This window comes from Bacillus sp. A01H, from assembly GCF_045277205.1.
GTDB lineage: Bacteria > Bacillota > Bacilli > Bacillales > Bacillaceae_G > Bacillus_A > Bacillus_A paranthracis.
In genome coordinates this window covers 4,918,407-4,937,500 of sequence record NZ_CP117702.1, presented here as the reverse complement: position 1 = coordinate 4,937,500, position 19,094 = coordinate 4,918,407, and the positions used below count along the sequence as shown (strand labels likewise).

General features: G+C 38.6%; 10 protein-coding genes, 22 tRNA genes and 2 rRNA genes (1 of these 34 only partly in view). 30 read left to right on the top strand and 4 right to left on the bottom strand.

Features of this window, described 5'->3' with window-relative positions; all coding sequences use genetic code 11:
* The 25 genes from PSR14_RS26285 to PSR14_RS26165 form a co-directional block, all read left to right on the top strand.
* Window positions 1–390, top strand: a 23S ribosomal RNA gene (locus PSR14_RS26285); it begins 2,533 nt to the left of the window's first position.
* Between the two features lie 102 nt (window positions 391–492).
* A 5S ribosomal RNA gene (rrf, locus tag PSR14_RS26280) occupies window positions 493–608 on the top strand.
* Window positions 609–612: 4 nt separating this feature from the next.
* Window positions 613–688 (top strand) — tRNA-Val (locus PSR14_RS26275).
* Window positions 689–692: 4 nt separating this feature from the next.
* Window positions 693–768, top strand: a tRNA-Thr gene (locus PSR14_RS26270).
* A 9-nt stretch (window positions 769–777) separates the two neighbouring features.
* Window positions 778–853 (top strand) — tRNA-His (locus PSR14_RS26265).
* Between the two features lie 22 nt (window positions 854–875).
* Window positions 876–956 (top strand) — tRNA-Leu (locus tag PSR14_RS26260).
* Window positions 957–985: 29 nt separating this feature from the next.
* Window positions 986–1,060 (top strand) — tRNA-Gly (locus tag PSR14_RS26255).
* A 16-nt stretch (window positions 1,061–1,076) separates the two neighbouring features.
* Window positions 1,077–1,165 (top strand) — tRNA-Leu (locus tag PSR14_RS26250).
* Window positions 1,166–1,168: 3 nt separating this feature from the next.
* Window positions 1,169–1,242 (top strand) — tRNA-Arg (locus PSR14_RS26245).
* Between the two features lie 10 nt (window positions 1,243–1,252).
* Window positions 1,253–1,326 (top strand) — tRNA-Pro (locus tag PSR14_RS26240).
* A gap of 16 nt (window positions 1,327–1,342) precedes the next feature.
* Window positions 1,343–1,415, top strand: a tRNA-Ala gene (locus PSR14_RS26235).
* Window positions 1,416–1,435: 20 nt separating this feature from the next.
* Window positions 1,436–1,512, top strand: a tRNA-Met gene (locus PSR14_RS26230).
* Between the two features lie 4 nt (window positions 1,513–1,516).
* A tRNA-Ile gene (locus PSR14_RS26225) sits at window positions 1,517–1,593 on the top strand.
* A gap of 17 nt (window positions 1,594–1,610) precedes the next feature.
* Window positions 1,611–1,703: transfer RNA gene (locus tag PSR14_RS26220), tRNA-Ser, on the top strand.
* Between the two features lie 27 nt (window positions 1,704–1,730).
* Window positions 1,731–1,807 (top strand) — tRNA-Met (locus PSR14_RS26215).
* A 1-nt stretch (window position 1,808) separates the two neighbouring features.
* Window positions 1,809–1,884: transfer RNA gene (locus tag PSR14_RS26210), tRNA-Asp, on the top strand.
* A gap of 12 nt (window positions 1,885–1,896) precedes the next feature.
* A tRNA-Phe gene (locus PSR14_RS26205) sits at window positions 1,897–1,972 on the top strand.
* Between the two features lie 14 nt (window positions 1,973–1,986).
* Window positions 1,987–2,062, top strand: a tRNA-Thr gene (locus PSR14_RS26200).
* Between the two features lie 10 nt (window positions 2,063–2,072).
* Window positions 2,073–2,148: transfer RNA gene (locus tag PSR14_RS26195), tRNA-Lys, on the top strand.
* A 13-nt stretch (window positions 2,149–2,161) separates the two neighbouring features.
* Window positions 2,162–2,232 (top strand) — tRNA-Gly (locus PSR14_RS26190).
* Between the two features lie 10 nt (window positions 2,233–2,242).
* Window positions 2,243–2,319: transfer RNA gene (locus PSR14_RS26185), tRNA-Ile, on the top strand.
* 7 nt (window positions 2,320–2,326) lie between these two features.
* Window positions 2,327–2,401, top strand: a tRNA-Asn gene (locus PSR14_RS26180).
* A gap of 7 nt (window positions 2,402–2,408) precedes the next feature.
* Window positions 2,409–2,499, top strand: a tRNA-Ser gene (locus PSR14_RS26175).
* Between the two features lie 5 nt (window positions 2,500–2,504).
* Window positions 2,505–2,576, top strand: a tRNA-Glu gene (locus tag PSR14_RS26170).
* Between the two features lie 728 nt (window positions 2,577–3,304).
* The gene (locus tag PSR14_RS26165; protein WP_000715338.1) at window positions 3,305–4,249 is read left to right on the top strand and encodes an L-lactate dehydrogenase; all 945 of its coding nucleotides are present in this window, start codon (window positions 3,305–3,307) and stop codon (window positions 4,247–4,249) included.
* Between the two features lie 179 nt (window positions 4,250–4,428).
* Here PSR14_RS26165 and PSR14_RS26160 read toward each other — a convergent pair whose 3' ends face one another.
* Together PSR14_RS26160 and PSR14_RS26155 are read right to left on the bottom strand one after the other, a co-directional pair.
* Window positions 4,429–8,652, bottom strand: a complete 4,224-nt coding sequence (locus PSR14_RS26160; protein ID WP_000728882.1) for a S8 family serine peptidase — start codon at window positions 8,650–8,652, stop codon at window positions 4,429–4,431.
* A 32-nt stretch (window positions 8,653–8,684) separates the two neighbouring features.
* Complete coding sequence (locus PSR14_RS26155; RefSeq protein WP_000053957.1) at window positions 8,685–9,290, bottom strand: CalY family protein; 606 nt, start codon at window positions 9,288–9,290, stop codon at window positions 8,685–8,687.
* A gap of 469 nt (window positions 9,291–9,759) precedes the next feature.
* On the opposite strand from PSR14_RS26155, the gene glgB reads away from it, so the two are divergent.
* The 5 genes from glgB to glgP all read left to right on the top strand — a co-directional run bounded on the left by glgB (window position 9,760) and on the right by glgP (window position 17,798).
* On the top strand, window positions 9,760–11,697 hold the full coding sequence (gene glgB, locus PSR14_RS26150; protein ID WP_000111372.1) for a 1,4-alpha-glucan branching protein GlgB: 1,938 nt from the start codon (window positions 9,760–9,762) through the stop codon (window positions 11,695–11,697).
* Window positions 11,645–12,775 (top strand): glucose-1-phosphate adenylyltransferase, encoded by a 1,131-nt coding sequence (gene glgC, locus PSR14_RS26145; RefSeq protein WP_000057612.1) that lies wholly within the window; start codon window positions 11,645–11,647, stop codon window positions 12,773–12,775. Before glgB ends, glgC begins: the two co-directional genes overlap by 53 nt.
* A gap of 18 nt (window positions 12,776–12,793) precedes the next feature.
* Window positions 12,794–13,828 (top strand): glucose-1-phosphate adenylyltransferase subunit GlgD, encoded by a 1,035-nt coding sequence (gene glgD / locus PSR14_RS26140; RefSeq protein ID WP_000504156.1) that lies wholly within the window; start codon window positions 12,794–12,796, stop codon window positions 13,826–13,828.
* 112 nt (window positions 13,829–13,940) lie between these two features.
* Window positions 13,941–15,371 (top strand): glycogen synthase GlgA, encoded by a 1,431-nt coding sequence (gene glgA / locus PSR14_RS26135; protein ID WP_002163487.1) that lies wholly within the window; start codon window positions 13,941–13,943, stop codon window positions 15,369–15,371.
* 18 nt (window positions 15,372–15,389) lie between these two features.
* Window positions 15,390–17,798, top strand: coding sequence for a glycogen phosphorylase (glgP, locus tag PSR14_RS26130; protein WP_000494087.1), 2,409 nt, complete (start codon window positions 15,390–15,392; stop codon window positions 17,796–17,798).
* 215 nt (window positions 17,799–18,013) lie between these two features.
* Here the strand turns inward: glgP and PSR14_RS26125 are convergent, their stop codons facing one another.
* Both PSR14_RS26125 and PSR14_RS26120 read right to left on the bottom strand, forming a co-directional pair.
* The gene (locus tag PSR14_RS26125) at window positions 18,014–18,148 is read right to left on the bottom strand and encodes a hypothetical protein (protein ID WP_000911070.1); all 135 of its coding nucleotides are present in this window, start codon (window positions 18,146–18,148) and stop codon (window positions 18,014–18,016) included.
* A 76-nt stretch (window positions 18,149–18,224) separates the two neighbouring features.
* A complete protein-coding gene (locus PSR14_RS26120; protein ID WP_001260123.1) occupies window positions 18,225–18,947 on the bottom strand; it encodes a lipase family protein in 723 nt (240 codons plus the stop codon).
* Between the last annotated feature and the right edge of the window lie 147 nt (window positions 18,948–19,094).

Here is a 19,094-nt window from a genome sequence, read left to right as displayed (position 1 = left end):
CTCATCGCATCCTGGGGCTGTAGTCGGTCCCAAGGGTTGGGCTGTTCGCCCATTAAAGCGGTACGCGAGCTGGGTTCAGAACGTCGTGAGACAGTTCGGTCCCTATCCGTCGTGGGCGTAGGAAATTTGAGAGGAGCTGTCCTTAGTACGAGAGGACCGGGATGGACGCACCGCTGGTGTACCAGTTGTTCTGCCAAGGGCATAGCTGGGTAGCTATGTGCGGAAGGGATAAGTGCTGAAAGCATCTAAGCATGAAGCCCCCCTCAAGATGAGATTTCCCATAGCGTAAGCTAGTAAGATCCCTGAAAGATGATCAGGTTGATAGGTTCGAGGTGGAAGCATGGTGACATGTGGAGCTGACGAATACTAATAGATCGAGGACTTAACCATATAATATGAAGCAATGTTATCTAGTTTTGAAAGAATATAAAAAAACTTGTTGACTTTCAAAGTTAAATGAGTTACAATAATTCTTGTCTTAAATGAATACAGTCTGGTAATGATGGCAGAGAGGTCACACCCGTTCCCATACCGAACACGGAAGTTAAGCTCTCTAGCGCCGATGGTAGTTGGGACCTTGTCCCCGTGAGAGTAGGACGTTGCCAGGCAAATGGAGGATTAGCTCAGCTGGGAGAGCACCTGCCTTACAAGCAGGGGGTCGGCGGTTCGATCCCGTCATCCTCCACCATTTAGCCGACTTAGCTCAATTGGTAGAGCAACTGACTTGTAATCAGTAGGTTGGGGGTTCAAGTCCTCTAGTCGGCACCAGAAATCATGGCGGTTGTGGCGAAGTGGTTAACGCACCGGATTGTGGCTCCGGCATTCGTGGGTTCGATTCCCATCAGTCGCCCCATTTTTCTTAAATAAATTAATATGCGGGTGTGGCGGAATTGGCAGACGCACCAGACTTAGGATCTGGCGCCTTTGGCGTGGGGGTTCGACTCCCTTCACCCGCACTTTTAATTAAATAACTCATACATGTCTTGCGGAAGTAGTTCAGTGGTAGAATACAACCTTGCCAAGGTTGGGGTCGCGGGTTCGAATCCCGTCTTCCGCTCCAATTTTCAATATGACATGCCGGGGTGGCGGAACAGGCAGACGCACAGGACTTAAAATCCTGCGGTGGGTGACCACCGTGCGGGTTCGACCCCCGCCCTCGGCACCATATGCGCCCGTAGCTCAATTGGATAGAGCGTTTGACTACGGATCAAGAGGTTAGGGGTTCGACTCCTCTCGGGCGCGCTTTTATTAACGGGAAGTGGCTCAGCTTGGTAGAGCACCTGGTTTGGGACCAGGGGGTCGCAGGTTCAAATCCTGTCTTCCCGATATTCCCAAAAAACATGGGGCCTTAGCTCAGCTGGGAGAGCGCCTGCCTTGCACGCAGGAGGTCAGCGGTTCGATCCCGCTAGGCTCCACTCATTTTAATATCATTTATGGCGGTGTAGCTCAGCTGGCTAGAGCGTACGGTTCATACCCGTGAGGTCGGGGGTTCGATCCCCTCCGCCGCTACCATAAAGGACCTTTAGCTCAGCTGGTTAGAGCAGACGGCTCATAACCGTCCGGTCGTAGGTTCGAGTCCTACAAGGTCCACCATTAGAAGTTTATATCTCGGAGGTATACCCAAGTTCGGCTGAAGGGATCGGTCTTGAAAACCGACAGGCGGCGAGAGTCGCGCGGGGGTTCGAATCCCTCTACCTCCTCCATTTTTTCTTAATTAAATATTTTATCGTCGCGGGGTGGAGCAGTCTGGTAGCTCGTCGGGCTCATAACCCGAAGGTCGCAGGTTCAAATCCTGTCCCCGCAACCAAGGTCCCGTGGTGTAGTGGTTAACATGCCTGCCTGTCACGCAGGAGATCGCCGGTTCGACCCCGGTCGGGACCGCCATTTTTACATAAAGGCTCGGTAGCTCAGTCGGTAGAGCAGAGGACTGAAAATCCTCGTGTCGGCGGTTCGATTCCGTCCCGAGCCACCATTTTGAAGTCGCAAGCCGGCTTAGCTCAATTGGTAGAGCAACTGACTTGTAATCAGTAGGTTGGGGGTTCAAGTCCTCTAGCCGGCACCACTTTCAAAATGAGCCATTAGCTCAGTTGGTAGAGCATCTGACTTTTAATCAGAGGGTCGAAGGTTCGAGTCCTTCATGGCTCACCATTTACAATTTAATGCGGGTGTAGTTTAGTGGTAAAACAAGAGCCTTCCAAGCTCTGGTCGAGAGTTCGATTCTCTTCACCCGCTTTTCAATTATGGGCCTATAGCTCAGCTGGTTAGAGCGCACGCCTGATAAGCGTGAGGTCGATGGTTCGAGTCCATTTAGGCCCACCATAATTGTTCCGCAGTAGCTCAGTGGTAGAGCTATCGGCTGTTAACCGATCGGTCGTAGGTTCGAGTCCTACCTGCGGAGCCATATTTATAGAGAAGTACCCAAGTGGCTCAAGGGGCTCCCCTGCTAAGGGAGTAGATCGCGAACGCGGTGCGAGGGTTCGAATCCCTTCTTCTCTGCCAGAACTGGCCCGTTGGTCAAGTGGTTAAGACACCGCCCTTTCACGGCGGTAACACGGGTTCGAATCCCGTACGGGTCATATTAAAAGAGATAGCATAATCTGCTATCTCTTTTTTGTTGTGTAAAAGTGGACTTTGGATAGAAAAAGAGATACTCAAGGTCATTAACGAAATGGCACTTAGAAATATATCATAGCTGGAAAAATCCTAAGGAATTAGTTGTAGAGTTATTAGATACAGTTGAATAATAAAAATTGAAATATGGGTCGCTCAACTAAAGGATGCTTTAATTGAGCTTTTTAATATTGAAATTTCTGTATTAGGCGCTACCACAGAAAACAAATAGTATAAATAGAAGAAGCTGTCTTTCAATAGGTGATCTACTGGAGACAGCTTTTTTATGATGCTAACGTTGTCGAGTTTTGTCGGTAAGTCGATATATTGCAAAAATCGCCGATATAATTTGAGTTACGGTCGATAAATTTCAATAATCGCTGATATATTTGGAGTTACAGTCGATATATTCTAAAAATCGCCGATATAATTTCACTTACCGACAAAAACATAAGAAAATCCCTTTCACAATCTAAAGAAAACGCCTCCATTGAAATGGATTCCACACCTATTCCAATAACTTTACACTCTATGTGAAAAAGTTCACAAATAGGTCATAATTTGTGAAGTAATTCACAATAATACGTGCTACAATATGAGTGTAAAGAAGTTAAACAACATTAAATTAGTATTTTAATTAATTACTTAAACAATCATAAAAAATATATGTGAACAATAGAGAGGGGAAATTACCATGAAAAAAGGTATCAATCGTGTAGTATTAGTAGGAACAGGAGCTGTAGGTTGTAGTTACGCTTACTCAATGATTAACCAAGGTGTAGCTGAAGAATTCGTATTAGTAGATGTTAATGAAGCAAAAGCAGAAGGGGAAGCAATGGACTTAAGCCATGCGGTACCATTCTCTCCATCACCAACAAAAGTTTGGAGCGGTAGCTATGCAGATTGTAAAGATGCAGATTTAGTAGTTATCACTGCTGGATTACCACAAAAGCCAGGTGAAACTCGTTTAGACTTAGTTGAGAAAAATACAAAAATCTTTAAACAAATCGTTCGCGGTATTATGGATAGCGGATTCGATGGAATCTTCTTAATCGCAACTAACCCAGTTGATATTTTAACTTACGTAACTTGGAAAGAATCTGGTCTACCAAAAGAGCGTGTAATTGGTTCTGGTACTACTTTAGACTCTGCTCGTTTCCGTTACATGTTAGGTGACTACTTAGATGTAGATCCACGTAACGTTCATGCTTACATCGTTGGTGAACACGGTGACACTGAACTTCCAGTATGGAGTCACGCTACTATCGGTGTACAAAAACTAGAAACAATCTTAGCTAACAACGAACAGTACAAACAAGAAGACTTAGACAAAATCTTCGAAAACGTACGTGATGCAGCTTACCATATCATCGAGCGTAAAGGTGCAACTTATTACGGAATCGGTATGTCACTACTTCGTGTAACTAAAGCAATCTTAAACAACGAGAACAGCGTATTAACTGTATCTGCATACCTTGAAGGTCAATACGGTGAGAAAGATGCTTACGTAGGTGTTCCAGCTGTAATTAACCGTGAAGGTGTACGTGAAATCGTAGAGCTTGAGTTAAATGAGGATGAAAAAGCGAAATTTGCTCATTCTGTAAAAGTATTAAAAGAAACAATGGCACCAGTACTATAATAATAATTGCTAAATAATCCAGAAGTGGGGAACTACTTCTTACTTCTGGATTTATATATAATTTAATATAAATTCCTTTTCCGGTTTCCCTTGTATATCCCCAATATACCCCTTTTGCTGGATCAGGGTCGTTTATAGAAAAGAGCACTCTACTTTGCGTAGAGTGCTCTTTATTATTATCATTTTTTAGGCGTTAATCCCAATTTCTTTAAAATATCTGCCAGTGTACCGCTTTTTGATTTTTCAATAGGTGTTTGTGATTTAGATGCATCGGGACCTTTTTTCAAGAAGTTCTTTTCAACGAAGCGAATATCTTTTTCGTCAACAATACCATCTTTATTTAGGTCACCGTCTTTCACAGATACTCCTTTTTTACCATAGTTGCTAGCGATAATTTCAGCATCTTTTATATCAATTACTTTATCGCCATTTACATCACCTGCAAGGTTTTCATCAAGGCGTGCATAATAATATTGGCCAATTAGCTTACCGTCTTTTTCAGTACCAAGTTTCGTTGTTAGTCGGCTTGTTAAATGCCCTGGTACTTCTACATATAAGTTATAGTCGCGTTTATTAACAGGAAGTCCATTTAGTTTGAAGTATCCGTATTTATCTAGTGAGCCTTCAAACTTATGACGGTAAGAATCTGTTGCATATACTTTTACGCCAAGCTTTGTATAATCGAATTTCTCATCTAAATAGCCACGTTCATTTAAGAATGCACCAGGTTTAATATTTCCTTCTACTAGTGAGTTTAAAGACATAACTGAGAATGTTTGATCTTGAAGGACACGCATTCTATTTGGCTCTGATTCACCTTGTTTCCAGTAAGCGAACACTGATAAATCTAATTGAGCATTTGCTTCATAAAATTCATCATTTTCTACCTTAAAAGTTATATCAATGAACGGGAAGTCACCATCTAATCCAGCGAAGTTTTTATCATCAATAGCCCCGCCTACTGTAACAGAACCTTCTTCTAGTTTTGATTCATTTATTTTTGCGGTTACCCCTTTTTCAGAAAGGAGTTTTTCAAAAGCAGGATTCAATTTCACATTTGCAAATTTGAAGTTCTTCTCTAGGAATTTTACGTTAAATGCCCCAGCAACGAATTGTTTTACGTGTTTCGCGTTTAGGGTTACTGTGAACTCGTCCCCTTTATATACTTCTTTTTTATCATAACTAGCCTTTGCATATTGAGCTCCTTGCGGGATAAACCAATAATTATTTACACCGCTTGGATAGTCAGGACCTGCAGTTGCATAATCGAAAATATATACACCTGTGTTCATTGGACCTTCCACTTTAAAGGATTCAGGAGTAATGCCAACTTTAAAGTCACCATTTGCATTAATAGGTAAAAACTTATGCAAGTATGGAGAATAGTCATAATACATAACTCCATTTGCTTCTTGCGTAATGTTTAATCCTTTTCCTTTTAAGTAGTCAACGTTCGAATCATACACATTTCCTTTAATCCATAACGCTTTTTTACCATCTTCTACTGTGTAATTTTCTTCATTTAATTCATAAATACCAGGTTTTAATCCAGTTAATTTTACTTCTGGCGGTGTATTATCAATTACGACATAATCACCTTTCACACGCGCTTTCCCAGCTTTATCATAGCCAACAAACTCTATTGTATAGTCTCCTTCTGGTAAGTTGATTTTCTCATCACCAATTGGTTTTGCAGGGTCATTTGTGAAAGGATACACTTTTCCGTTAAAGAATGAATCTAAGTAGTAATACACATCCGTTTTTAGTCCAGTCGTGTTTAATGTCCCAATGAAGCCGAGTGCTTTATTTGTTTTTGAATCTTTCACGATAAGGTCTAACGTTTCAAGTTCGCTATTTAATTGGAATGCCCCGTGAACATATGATTCACCATATGGATTAAACTTTGATGTATCAGTGGAAATTGCTTTTCTTGATAATATTGCATTTTCAATACCAGGTTCTGATACACGAATAGAGAACGGAATTTGGTACGTTTCTTCTTTATTTTTCGTATTTGTAATATGAATATATCCTTCATATCGGCCTTGTTTTACACCGGCTGGAACATTAATTTTTGCTTCAATTTCATCTGCTTTCCCAGCATCAAGTGTAATTGTTTCTGGAACAGAAACTTTTACACCGTTTGCGGTAGCATCGTTAATAGAAGAAGATGCTGGTGTATAAGAAATTTCTGTTTTAAATTCTTTTTTCTCTTGTTTATTATGGTTTTCCACTTTTATATTTCGTTTTTGTTCAAGAGCTTCACCGTCTTTTTGATAGAACTTCCCGAATGCAATGGATCCAGTTTCTTCAGGGACTTCAATTACTTCATCATTTACAACTGTTTTTGTTGTATCTAGCACTTTAAAACTAGTTTCCGTATGAACGGCGTTGTACGCATCTACTCGTCCAGCTCCAACTTCATATACGGAATACTTTTCTTTTAAATCATCAGCTGTGTTCATAAGAGACGCCTTTACATCGAATGGAGAGTATTCTGGGTGTTCTTGTAAAATAAGAGCAGCAACGCCCGCGATATGAGGAGAAGCCATAGATGTTCCTTGCATACGCTCGTAGGAAACGTCATAGTTTTCGCCCTCTTGTGGGTCGTTAATATATTCAGGTACTGTTGAAAGTACAGCAACACCAGGCGCTGTAATATCTGGTTTAATATCATCATTTGATGTAACAGGGCCGCGTGAGCTAAAGTCTGCAAGATGATCGCCTTCTGTTTGAATATAACTAAGTTCGTCAAAGGTAAAGGATGTATTACCTTGTTCGATTTGAGCTTTTAGTTTCTCACCGTCTTCTTTCGTTAGGCGGAATGCGGGAATGTATTTTGTACTTTCGCCAACGTAGAAAGGAATTTCTCCGTCCACATTGTTATAAATAATAACGGCTTTTGCACCAGCTTGTTTTGCATTCGCAATTTTTTCATCAAATGACAGTGTACCGCGTGCAACGAGAGCGATTTTTCCTTTTACATCTTTTTTACTAAACTCGTCAGGCGTACCGATTCCTACCGATTCGATAGATAACGTTTGTCCCTTGAAATCTTCTATTTTATCAGTGAAGTTTTTGCCAAATAAAATCAAGTTAGGGAATTGTACTTGTCCAGCATGACTTGATAGTTTCGGTAAGGAAATAGAGCTATCACTTGCTCCAACCGTAATTGCAAATGGAGAAGCACCTGGTGATCCGAGTGTCGCTGGATTTGGACCAGAGTTTCCAGCGGCAACGACTGTAACAACACCGGAAAGCATTGCGTTGTTAACAGCGATAGACGTTGGATCAAGCGGATTGTTGCTCTCGTCACCTAACGATAAGTTAATAACGTTCATACCGTCAGAAATAGATTTATCGATTGCAGCAATAATACCTGAACTATCGCCACTTCCGTATGGACCGAGTACACGATAGTTATACAGTTCAATGTCAGGTGCAACACCTTTTACTGCGGAATCTGATTTGTTTTTCTTTTGCGCAGAAACGATACCTGCTACGTGAGTACCGTGGGCTGTGTAGAAGGAAGAGCCACGATCATCAAATTCAGGAGCGCCAGATTGTTGCCACTCTGTATAAGTTGTTTCCATCGGATCTGCATCGTTATTAATAAAGTCCCAACCTTTTACTGAGTTTGGATCTACCTTGCTAGAGTCTTCGCCAGGTTTTGCGCGATAGCCCTTATACACGTCTTTTAGGTCAGGATGATTGTAATCAATACCTGTATCTAATACACCAACTTTAATTCCTTTTCCGGTAATGCCTTCGCTATGTAACTTATCGACCCCAATTTGCGGAATACTATCTGTTAGTTTTTGAGGTGCTTTCTGCTCTGCTTGTTTTGGTAAATTTAGTTTCACTTCATAATCTTTCCAAATACGCTTTACAACGCCAATTCGTAACAATTCTTCTACTGTATTTGCAGGTAACGTCAGCGCAACACCATTTATCGCATGTTTATAAGAACGTTTAATTTGTACAGACTGGAAGTTCCCTGACTTTACTGATGGGCTAAATTGATAAAGGCGTTTTAGTCCTTTTTGAAATTCCTCATGCTCTTGATCAATACGCGCTTTTATATTTTCAGGAGCAGCTTGTAATCCTTTTTCTTTTTGTTTTAATTCATTAATCTTTACTGGAGCTGTTTGAAATTCTACAATGATATTTACTGGTTCAGAACTACTTGTATTAATATCTGGAGAGATAGTAAAACCAGGGTTGGCATCTAACGTTTGTAATGCCTGACGCTGTTCTTTAGAAAGTTTTGATAGTAAAGACTGGGCGTTTGAAGAGTCAATTTGGTTAATAGGATTTTCAGCAAGTACATTGAACGGAAGGGCAGTTGAAAGCAGAACGCCAGCCGTTACAATTCCGGTAACAAAACGATTTTTCTTTTTCATGTATAAGCCTCCGATAATTTATATTTTAAAAATTATTTTTCCGTGCCTGGTGTTTGCTCTGCATGGAATGTCCAGTTTAGCTGTAAGGAATCACCCTGGAATTTATTTTGATCTTGTTCGTTGTCTTCGAAGGAGAAGAGCACGTGTAAATAATCTGTTTCACCAGATTTAATACCGTCTATTAAGTTATGACGTTCTAGAGAAGTAGCCACATCTTCAGGTTTCATAGTTTTTAATTCTGATAGTTTTGTTTCCCACAAAATTTCATGATCATCGTTTGGATTAGATGGCTTTCCATCATTCACTAAAAATTTGACGATGATGTGATCGCCTAAATCTTCACCATCATTATTTTTCTTTGCATCTGTAATTTCATAGGATGTTTCAAGTGCTACTTTTGCAATATCCAATGACCCTTTATTTTCAAGCGTGAAATTTTTTTCAATAAAGTCGCCTGGTTTTAAATCTTTCACATTAACAATTACACTTGGATTAATAGAAAGGTCTAGTGTTCCAGCTTGAAATGAGTTACTAGATGTTTCTGAATTACTGAAGTAGGCGAATACACCGCCGAATGTAAGGGATAAGCCAAGCGTTGCTGTGACAACTCCCATTCCAACCTTTTGTTTTAATGACATAAGAAAGCCCCCTAATTAAATTTTTATAGCGACTGTTCGTAACAAGGATAAATAAGTAAACATAGTAGTCCGCTATGAATTGTAGTTACGAAAAGTCTTTGTTCTTTATTGAGAACAAGTATATGCTTATCAATTTTCCATTTCAATACAATTGTGACGAAAAATGTTGAGAAACATTTTTTTATGACAGATTATTTTGTTACGATTTTAAGTGGAAAATAGGATGAAAAAGAGGATGAAGCTAATAAAATAGAGGTTGAGAAATAAATAGTAAGATGAAAGACTAGTGAAAAATGAAGCGTTTTCAATGAATATTCGTCAAAATTCGATATTTTATATAGAAATGTGAAAAAAATTCAACATTTTTAAGAAAAAAACGTATATTTTTTATAAATTAACAAGGATATTTCAGTTTTTCGCAGAATTGGTAAAGTATAAAAAATTCTGTCATCTTAGTGAGGTGAGCATATTGAGTGTAATAAATTGTGAAGAAGTGAAACGAGATGAGTTTCATACAGAAAAGTATTATGACAGTTATAACATCTTTGGCGCACATATTGTGACGGAAGATGAGATGCGAGGTGTACGATTTACAGTATGGGCTCCTCATGCGAAAGCAATGAGTGTTGTTGGAGATTTTAATGAATGGGATTATGAGCAACATAAGATGCTGCAAGTGACAGAAGAGGGAATTTGGTCCCTATTTATACCGCATATAGAAGAAAGAGAAATATATAAATATGCGATTGAAACGATGGCTGGTGATGTCATTCTTAAGGCAGATCCGTATGCTGTGTATGCAGAAGTAAGACCGAATACGGCATCTGTAGTTTTTGATATAAAGGGATACGAATGGAATGATAAAAACTGGAGTCGTAAGAAAAAGAAAAAATCGGTTTATAAAGAAGCGATGACAGTTTATGAATTACATTTCGGTTCTTGGAAAAAGAAAGAAGATGGAACACTGTACTCTTACAGGGAAATGGCAGAAGAACTCATTCCTTATGTGGTGGAACATCAATTTACACATATTGAAATTATGCCGCTTGTTGAGCATCCATATGATCGTTCTTGGGGATATCAAGGAACGGGATATTATGCAGCAACGAGTAGATTCGGCACACCACATGATTTGATGCATTTTGTCGATGAATGTCATAAATATGGAATCGGTGTCATTTTAGATTGGGTGCCGGGGCATTTTTGTAAAGATGCTCACGGTTTATATTTGTTTGATGGGACACCGACTTATGAATATAAAGATAAAGATGTGCAAGAAAATCCAGTATGGGGAACTGTCAACTTTGATTTAGGAAAGAGGGAAGTACGTAATTTCTTAATTTCAAATGCGTTATTTTGGATGAGATATTTCCATATTGATGGTTTCAGGGTAGATGCAGTTGCGAACATGCTGTACTGGAATAAAGAAGGACAAGAGCAAAGTAATGAGCACGCTGTTTCATTTTTACGAGAGTTAAATGAAGCTGTGTTTGCAGAGGATGAAGATTTTCTTATGACAGCAGAGGATTCAACAGCTTGGCCACTTGTAACAGCTCCAACGTATGAAGGTGGGCTTGGATTCAATTACAAATGGAATATGGGCTGGATGAATGACGTGCTGAAATATATGGAATGTGCGCCAGAGTATAGAAAATATATTCATGATAAAATGACGTTCTCTTTACTATATGCTTACTCTGAAAATTTCATATTACCGCTTTCTCATGATGAAGTCGTTCATGGGAAAAAGTCGTTATTAAATAAAATGCCAGGAGACTACTGGGATAAGTTTGCTCAACTTCGTTTATTATATGGATATTTCTTTACTCACCCAGGAAAGAAATTACTTTTCATGGGAGGAGAATTCGGGCAGTTTGATGAGTGGAAAGACCTTGAAGATTTAGATTGGAATTTACATGATTTTGAAATGCATCGTTATATGCATGATTACTTTAAAGAGCTCATAGCATTGTATAAGCGCTCCAAACCACTTTGGCAGCTTGATCATTCGCCTGAAGGTTTTCAGTGGATTGATGCTAATAATAATGAGCAAAGTATTTTCTCTTTTATCCGCCAAGGGGATAAACAAGAAGATGCGTTAGTTGTCGTATGTAATTTTACGAAAGCTACATATGAAAACTATAAAGTAGGTGTACCAGATTTTGAGTATTATAACGAGATTTTAAACAGTGATGCTGAGCAATATGGCGGATCAGGGCAAGTAAATAAGAAACGTCTGAAGGCGATTCAAGAACCGTTTCATAATCAAGCAGCACATGTAGAAATTACAATTCCACCATTTGGCGTATCCATATTACGACCAGTGAAGACGAGAAAGGGGAGCAAAAAACAAGATGGCTCAAAAACAAAAGTGCGTAGCAATGTTACTAGCAGGGGGAAAAGGTAGTCGATTAAGTGCATTAACAAAAAATTTAGCCAAGCCAGCTGTTCCATTTGGTGGTAAATATCGCATTATTGATTTTACGCTAAGTAACTGCGCGAATTCTGGTATTGAAACGGTTGGGATTTTAACGCAATATCAACCGCTAGAACTTCATAATTATATCGGAATTGGCAATGCGTGGGATTTAGACCGAGTAAGCGGTGGAGTCACAGTATTACCTCCTTATGCGGAGTCTTCGGGTGTGAAGTGGTACACAGGTACGGCAAGTGCCATTTATCAAAACTTAAACTATTTAAGTCAATATGAACCAGAGTATGTTCTCATTTTATCAGGTGACCATATTTATAAAATGGATTACAGTAAAATGCTAGATTACCATATTGAGAAAGAAGCGGACGTTTCCATTTCTGTTATTGAAGTGCCTTGGGATGAAGCGAGTCGCTTTGGCATTATGAATACGAACGAAGAGATGGAGATTGTTGAATTTGAGGAGAAACCGCAATTTCCAAGAAGTAATCTTGCATCAATGGGAATTTATATTTTTAACTGGGCGATTTTGAAAGAGTATTTAGAAATGGATGCAAGAAACCCTGAATCTAGTAATGATTTCGGAAAAGATGTGCTTCCGCTTTTATTAGATGAAGGGAAGAAGCTAATGGCGTATCCGTTTGAAGGATATTGGAAAGATGTTGGTACAGTGAAGAGCTTATGGGAAGCGAATATGGATTTACTGCGCGATGAAACATCACTGAATTTAAACGACCGTGACTGGCGTATTTATTCTGTTAATCCAAACGAACCGCCTCAATATATTGCTGAAAAGGCAAGAGTAGAAGAATCACTTATTAACGAAGGATGCGTCATCGAAGGGGACGTGAAGCATTCTGTATTATTCCAAGGGGTGACGGTGGAAGAAGGTAGTATGGTTATTGATTCTGTCGTTATGCCAGGAGCGAAGATTGGCAAAAATGTTGTGATTGAAAGGGCAATTGTTGGATCGGAAATGGTTATTGAAGATGGAACAATTATTCGTCCGGAAAAAAATGTTGACGATGTAGTACTCATTGCTGAAGGGAAATAGAAAAGGGGGATGAAATGAATGGGAGAAAAAATGTTAGGAATTATTAATGCAACGGGAAGTTTTCCTTCCTTAAAGAAAGTAACAGGGCATCGTTCACTAGCGGCGTTACCGTTTGGGGGCCGTTATCGACTCATTGATTTCATGCTTTCAAATATGGTGAATTCTAATATTCATAGTGTGGCAGTTTTTACAAGCCATAAAAACCGTTCACTAATGGATCACGTTGGTTCAGGCAAACAGTGGGATTTAGATAGAAAACGAGACGGACTGTTTTTATTCCCGCCAAATTGCCAATGTGATCAAGATGAATTTGGATCTTTTGCACATTTTAGAAGACATATTGATTATTTTCTAAGAAGCAGAGAAGAGTACGTCGTGATTACGAATAGCCATCTCGTAACAGCATTAAATTTTCAAGCAGTGTTAGAGCGACATATACATACGGCAGCTGATATTACGGAAGTTTGCCATGAAGGGGTTTCGCTTCAAACATACGTGTTAAAGAAACAATTATTGTTAGATTTATTTGAGTCATATAAAGATGTGGAGCAATATAGCTTATTCGATGTAGTGAGAGAAAAGCGCGGAAAATCACTACATATTGCTACATATGAGCATACAGGATATGTAGCTATTATTGATTCGATTGAAAGTTACTATAAACATAGCTTAGAAATTTTGCAACCTGCTATTTGGAAGCAACTATTTAAGAAAGAAGCACCGATCTTTACGAAAGTAAAAGATGAACCACCAACTCGTTATGTAAAGGGTGCAGCTGTGAAAAACACAATGATTGCAAACGGCAGTATTATTGAAGGTGAAGTAGAAAATAGCGTTGTCTCCCGTTCTGTTAAAATTGGAAAAGGTTCAATTGTTCGTAATAGCATTATTATGCAAAAGAGCCAAATTGGAGATAATTGTATAATAGACGGTGTTATTATTGATAAAGATGTGAAAATTGGTGACGGTGTTGTCTTAAAAGGAAACGCCGATGAGCCATACGTTGTAGAAAAAGGAAGCATTCAAAACAGTACGATTAATAGTTATTCTTAAGAAATCAGTGGGGGTTTTTCCTCCACTGATTCAAGTTTTAATTTAAATGAAAACTCGAAGGGAGGAAGCTGCAAGGGAAGTAGTATAAGCTTTTCGTGCAGTGGGACAACAAGTGAATATTTTATTTGCAGTATCAGAATGTGTACCATTTGTTAAATCGGGAGGATTAGCTGATGTAGCAGGTGCGCTCCCAAAAGAGCTAAAAAAATTAGGTGTGGAAGTTCGCATTATACTCCCGAATTATAGTCTTATTCCGCAAAAATTAAGGGACGGATGTACGCTACATAAAGTAATTAACGTCCCGCTTGGCTGGAGAAATCAATATTGCGGAATTTTAAAAGGTGAGCAAGACGGGATTACGTATTACTTAATAGATAATGAATATTATTTTAAGAGGGATTCTCTGTATGGTCATTATGATGACGGAGAGCGTTTTTCTTATTTTTCGAAAGCAGTTTTAGAGTGTATTCCTCATCTTGATTTTGAAGTGGATGTTCTTCATAGCCACGATTGGCATACAGCTATGGTCAATTTCTTACTACGTGAAAAGTATCAAGATAACCCATTATATGAGCATATTAAAACAGTATATACGATTCATAACTTGCAGTTCCAAGGTGTATTTCCTCCTGAAGTGATGTACGACTTGCTAGAACTTGGTGATGAATATTTTCATAGTGAGCAGTTAGAGTTTTATGGAAATGTGAACTTTATGAAGGGCGGTATTATCGCTTCTGATCAAATTACAGCAGTTAGCCCGACATATAAAGAAGAAATTCAATATGAATTTTTCGGTGAGAAGTTAGATGGATTGTTGCGAAAATATAATGGTAAGCTTAGTGGCATTGTAAATGGAATTGATACGAGCGTGTATAATCCAGAAACGGATTCGTATATTACTGCTCAGTACGATGCAGATTCATTATATGAAAAGAATGAAAATAAACGCGCGTTGCAGCGTTATTTTGGTTTGCCGGAAAAAGAAGATACGCCGATTATTTCAATGGTAACGAGATTAACGAAGCAAAAAGGTCTTGATTTAGTACGTACTGTATTCCGTGAAATAATGGAAGAAGATGTACAATGTATTATTTTAGGATCAGGTGATTCGGAATATGAACAATTCTTCGAGTGGATGGCATATGAGTATCCTGAGAAGGTAAAAGTGTACATCGGTTTTAATGAAGAATTAGCTCACCAAGTATATGCGGGAAGTGATTTATTCTTAATGCCATCACTGTTTGAACCGTGTGGACTTGGACAACTTATCGCATTAGCGTACGGTACGATTCCAATTGTAAGAGAGACAGGCGGATTAAATGATACGGTACAATCTTATGACGAAGAAACTGGAGAAGGAAATGGTTTCAGTTTCACGAACTTTAATGCACATGACATGTTACACACTGTTCGTCGTGCAATTGAATTTTATCATGATAAACCGGTATGGGAGCAGCTTGTAAAACAAGCAATGACTGAAGATTATAGCTGGGAAAAATCAGCCCTTGCTTATAAAAAATTGTATAAAAGTCTCATGGAATAACATGTAGGTGGTGAAGAGATGTTTACTCATGTTGAAAGTTTCAAATCAGCTTTTCTAGAAAAGTTAGAGACGATGTATGGTAAAAGTTTCAAAGAATCTACAACTCGTGATCAATACAATACGCTTGGGTACATGGTACGTGAGTATATGAATAGTCAATGGATTGCAACGAATGAAAGTTATCGGTCTGGAGAGCGAAAGCAAATGTATTACTTATCCATTGAGTTTTTACTTGGGCGTTTGCTTGGAAGTAACATATTAAATTTAGGCATCAAGGATGTATGTGAGCAAGGGCTTTCTGAGCTTGGAATTTCGTTGCAACAATTAGAAGAGGTGGAAGCAGATGCAGGTCTTGGAAATGGTGGACTTGGACGGTTAGCAGCCTGTTTCCTTGATTCACTTGCATCTTTAAACTTACCAGGTCATGGGTGCGGAATTCGTTACAAACACGGCTTATTTGATCAAAAAATTGTTGATGGTTATCAAGTTGAATTTCCAGAACAGTGGCTTCTTCATGAAAATGTATGGGAAGTAAGAAGGCATGATCAAGCTGTAGAAGTAAGTTATTTCGGCAATGTTGAACCGCTCTACATTGATGGGCGTTTAGAATTCAGGCATACAAATGCAGAAGTAATTATGGCCGTACCATATGACGTTCCAGTAGTAGGTTATGAGACGAGTACTGTAAATACACTTAGACTTTGGAATGCGGAACCAGTTCCTTTCCCACAAAATTGCAAAGATATTTTGAAATATAAGCGTGAAACAGAGGCGGTATCGGAGTTTTTATATCCAGATGATACGCATGATGAGGGGAAAATACTTCGTTTGAAACAACAGTATTTCCTCGTATCAGCAAGCTTGCAAAATATCGTTCGTATGCATAGAGAAAGATATGGTGACCTTCGTCAATTACATGAGAAAATTGCGATTCATATTAATGATACCCATCCAGTTTTGGCGATTCCAGAACTGATGCGTATTTTATTAGATGAAGAAAAACTAGCATGGGAAGAAGCTTGGCACATAACGACGCAAACGATTTCTTATACGAATCATACGACGTTATCAGAAGCACTTGAAAAGTGGCCAATTCACATTTTTAAACCGTTATTACCGAGAATTTATATGATTATTGAAGAGATTAATGAACGTTTCTGTCATGAACTTTGGGAACGTTATCCGTATGAATGGCATCGTATTGAAGAGATGGCGATTATTGCGCATGATCTCGTGAAAATGGCTCATTTAGCAATTGTCGGTAGCCATAGTGTAAACGGTGTAGCAAAAATTCATACGGAGATTTTAAAACAGCGTGAAATGCGATTGTTTTATGAGTTTTATCCAGATAAGTTTAATAATAAAACGAATGGAATCGCTCATAGACGCTGGTTAATGAAGGCGAATCCGCAGCTGACGAACCTTATTTCAGAGGCGATTGGAACAGAGTGGAAGAAAGAACCGATTAAGCTTCAAGAGCTACAATTAGTTCAATACGATGCGAGTTTCCAAGAGAAATTTGCAGAGGTAAAACAAGAGCGTAAAGAGATTTTAGCAGCGCGCATTCATCATACAATGGGGATTACAATTGATCCTAATTCTATTTTTGATGTGCAAGTAAAAAGGCTACATGCTTACAAGCGACAATTATTAAATGTTCTTCATATTTTATATTTGTATAACCGTTTGAAAGAGGATGCTAGTTTTACATTTTATCCGCGTACTTTTATTTTTGGAGCGAAAGCATCACCTGGCTATTACTATGCGAAAAAAATTATTAAATTAATAAATGAACTTGCAAGGAAAGTGAATAACGATCCGTACGTAAGCCAATATATGAAAGTTATCTTTCTAGAAAACTATCGAGTGTCTGTAGCGGAAGATATATTCCCAGCGGCCGATGTAAGTGAACAAATTTCAACAGCGAGTAAAGAAGCATCTGGAACAGGCAATATGAAATTTATGATGAATGGTGCGATTACGCTCGGCACGTTAGACGGAGCGAATATTGAAATAAAGGATAGAGTCGGTGATGATAACTGTTTCATTTTCGGCTTAACGGCCGAAGAAGTTCTTCATTACAATCAAAATGGTGGATATCGTGCAAGTGATTATTATCACCACAATGGGCACATTAAAAAGGTAGTAGATCAGCTAACGAATGGTTTCTTTGCACAGTCGGGAGCTGAATTTGAAGCAATTTACGATTCTCTCGTTATTCAAAATGATGAATATTTCGTTCTGCGAGATTTTGGCCCATATGCGGAAAAGCAAGAAGCTGTTGGTAGAGCTTATGAGAACCGAACGAAGTGGCTCGAAATGTCGATTTTAAATATTGCACAATCTGGTCATTTTGCGAGCGATCGAACGATTTTACAGTATAGTAATGAGATTTGGGGTATTGGTAATACAGTTACGCAAATTTAAAGAGATTGCTACGTTGGAAAAGATTGTATGAAATTTATATCGGCGATTTTTAAGATATATCAGCGATTCTTAACTTTTATCGGCGGTTTTCACATTTTATCGACCGATACTTAAAATATATCAGCGATTTTTAAGATATATCGATTTACCGACAAAAAATGACACTGATAAATAAACCGAGCTTAAACTTATTAAGCTCGGTTTTCTTTTTTTGCTTAAGAAAGAAATGGGATCGCAGTATATATGATACCTGTTCCATCATATTCTCCTGTCGCAAAGTATGAAAATGTAAAGAAACCTGTAAACGTAAAAATTACAATGAGAAAAAGTGCAAAGATAAATTTTAGCATGTAAGGTCCCCTCATCCAAAAGTAAATTCATATATTATTATAGTATAAGGATATTTAATTTCCAATTGTTTACTGGTTAAAAATGAGAAGTCAGACATGTTTTGTATGTTGTCATGGCATGATTATTTGTAATAGATTTTGTGTTTTTTGTAAAAGTCATGTTGTGATGAACGTGTGCATATTCCCAGTCTTGGTCATTAAAATTTATGTTTCGAGGAGGAAGAAGTGGAACGACATCAAATAAATTGACGAAACGAAAGCTACTAGCTACTTGCAGTTTATAATAATTCCGAAAGGCGATATCTCCCACTTTTGGGGAGGCAAATGTATACAGACCGTACTGTGCGAAGGCAGTGTTTATACGCGCATCGAGTATATGTAGTGTGGCAAGCGCGCCGCCTAAACTATGACCTGTTGCAAGAAGTTTTTTATGGGCTGGTAGTGATACAAGCATATCCATAATAGAATCCCGGCAAGACTCATAAATGGAAAGAAAGCCGTTATGGACATTTCCGCTATTTAAAGCATATGGGTATGGTTTTTGGTTAACGAGTGAATCGATAATCCAGTCTGTATCTGTTTGTGTTCCGCGAAAAGCTACAATAACGGTATCCTCAGATTCTAGTATGAATCCGAACCATTCTGTCGTTTGAATGGTTTTTCCTTGAAAGCCTTGTACATATTGAAAACCATCTGGTATTTCAAAAATCCCATTTTGTTTATATTGTTCATACGTTAACTCACAACAAGAAGCTAACAGTATGGCAGTATCTTTATCAAAGGATAAAGGAGTACGCATTAAGGGAGCCTCCTTAAGAAAAGGTATAGTTCAATATATGCAGTGAGGGACTTGATTCATTCTTTTAGAAAAAAACCTTGAAACTACAGTTACGTGAGGGAGTATGATTTTTGTAAACATACTGTTAGGAGGAGTGTAAGATAAGCA

Bases quoted from the DNA above. Each gene is read 5' to 3' on its own strand.
- PSR14_RS26165 (WP_000715338.1), top strand. From the start codon at position 3,305: ATGAAAAAAGGTATCAATCGTGTAGTATTAGTAGGAACAGGAGCTGTA.
- PSR14_RS26160 (WP_000728882.1), bottom strand. From the start codon at position 8,652: ATGAAAAAGAAAAATCGTTTTGTTACCGGAATTGTAACGGCTGGCGTT.
- PSR14_RS26155 (WP_000053957.1), bottom strand. From the start codon at position 9,290: ATGTCATTAAAACAAAAGGTTGGAATGGGAGTTGTCACAGCAACGCTT.
- glgC (WP_000057612.1), top strand. From the start codon at position 11,645: ATGGCTCAAAAACAAAAGTGCGTAGCAATGTTACTAGCAGGGGGAAAA.
- glgD (WP_000504156.1), top strand. From the start codon at position 12,794: ATGGGAGAAAAAATGTTAGGAATTATTAATGCAACGGGAAGTTTTCCT.
- glgP (WP_000494087.1), top strand. From the start codon at position 15,390: ATGTTTACTCATGTTGAAAGTTTCAAATCAGCTTTTCTAGAAAAGTTA.
- PSR14_RS26125 (WP_000911070.1), bottom strand. From the start codon at position 18,148: ATGCTAAAATTTATCTTTGCACTTTTTCTCATTGTAATTTTTACGTTT.
- PSR14_RS26120 (WP_001260123.1), bottom strand. From the start codon at position 18,947: ATGCGTACTCCTTTATCCTTTGATAAAGATACTGCCATACTGTTAGCT.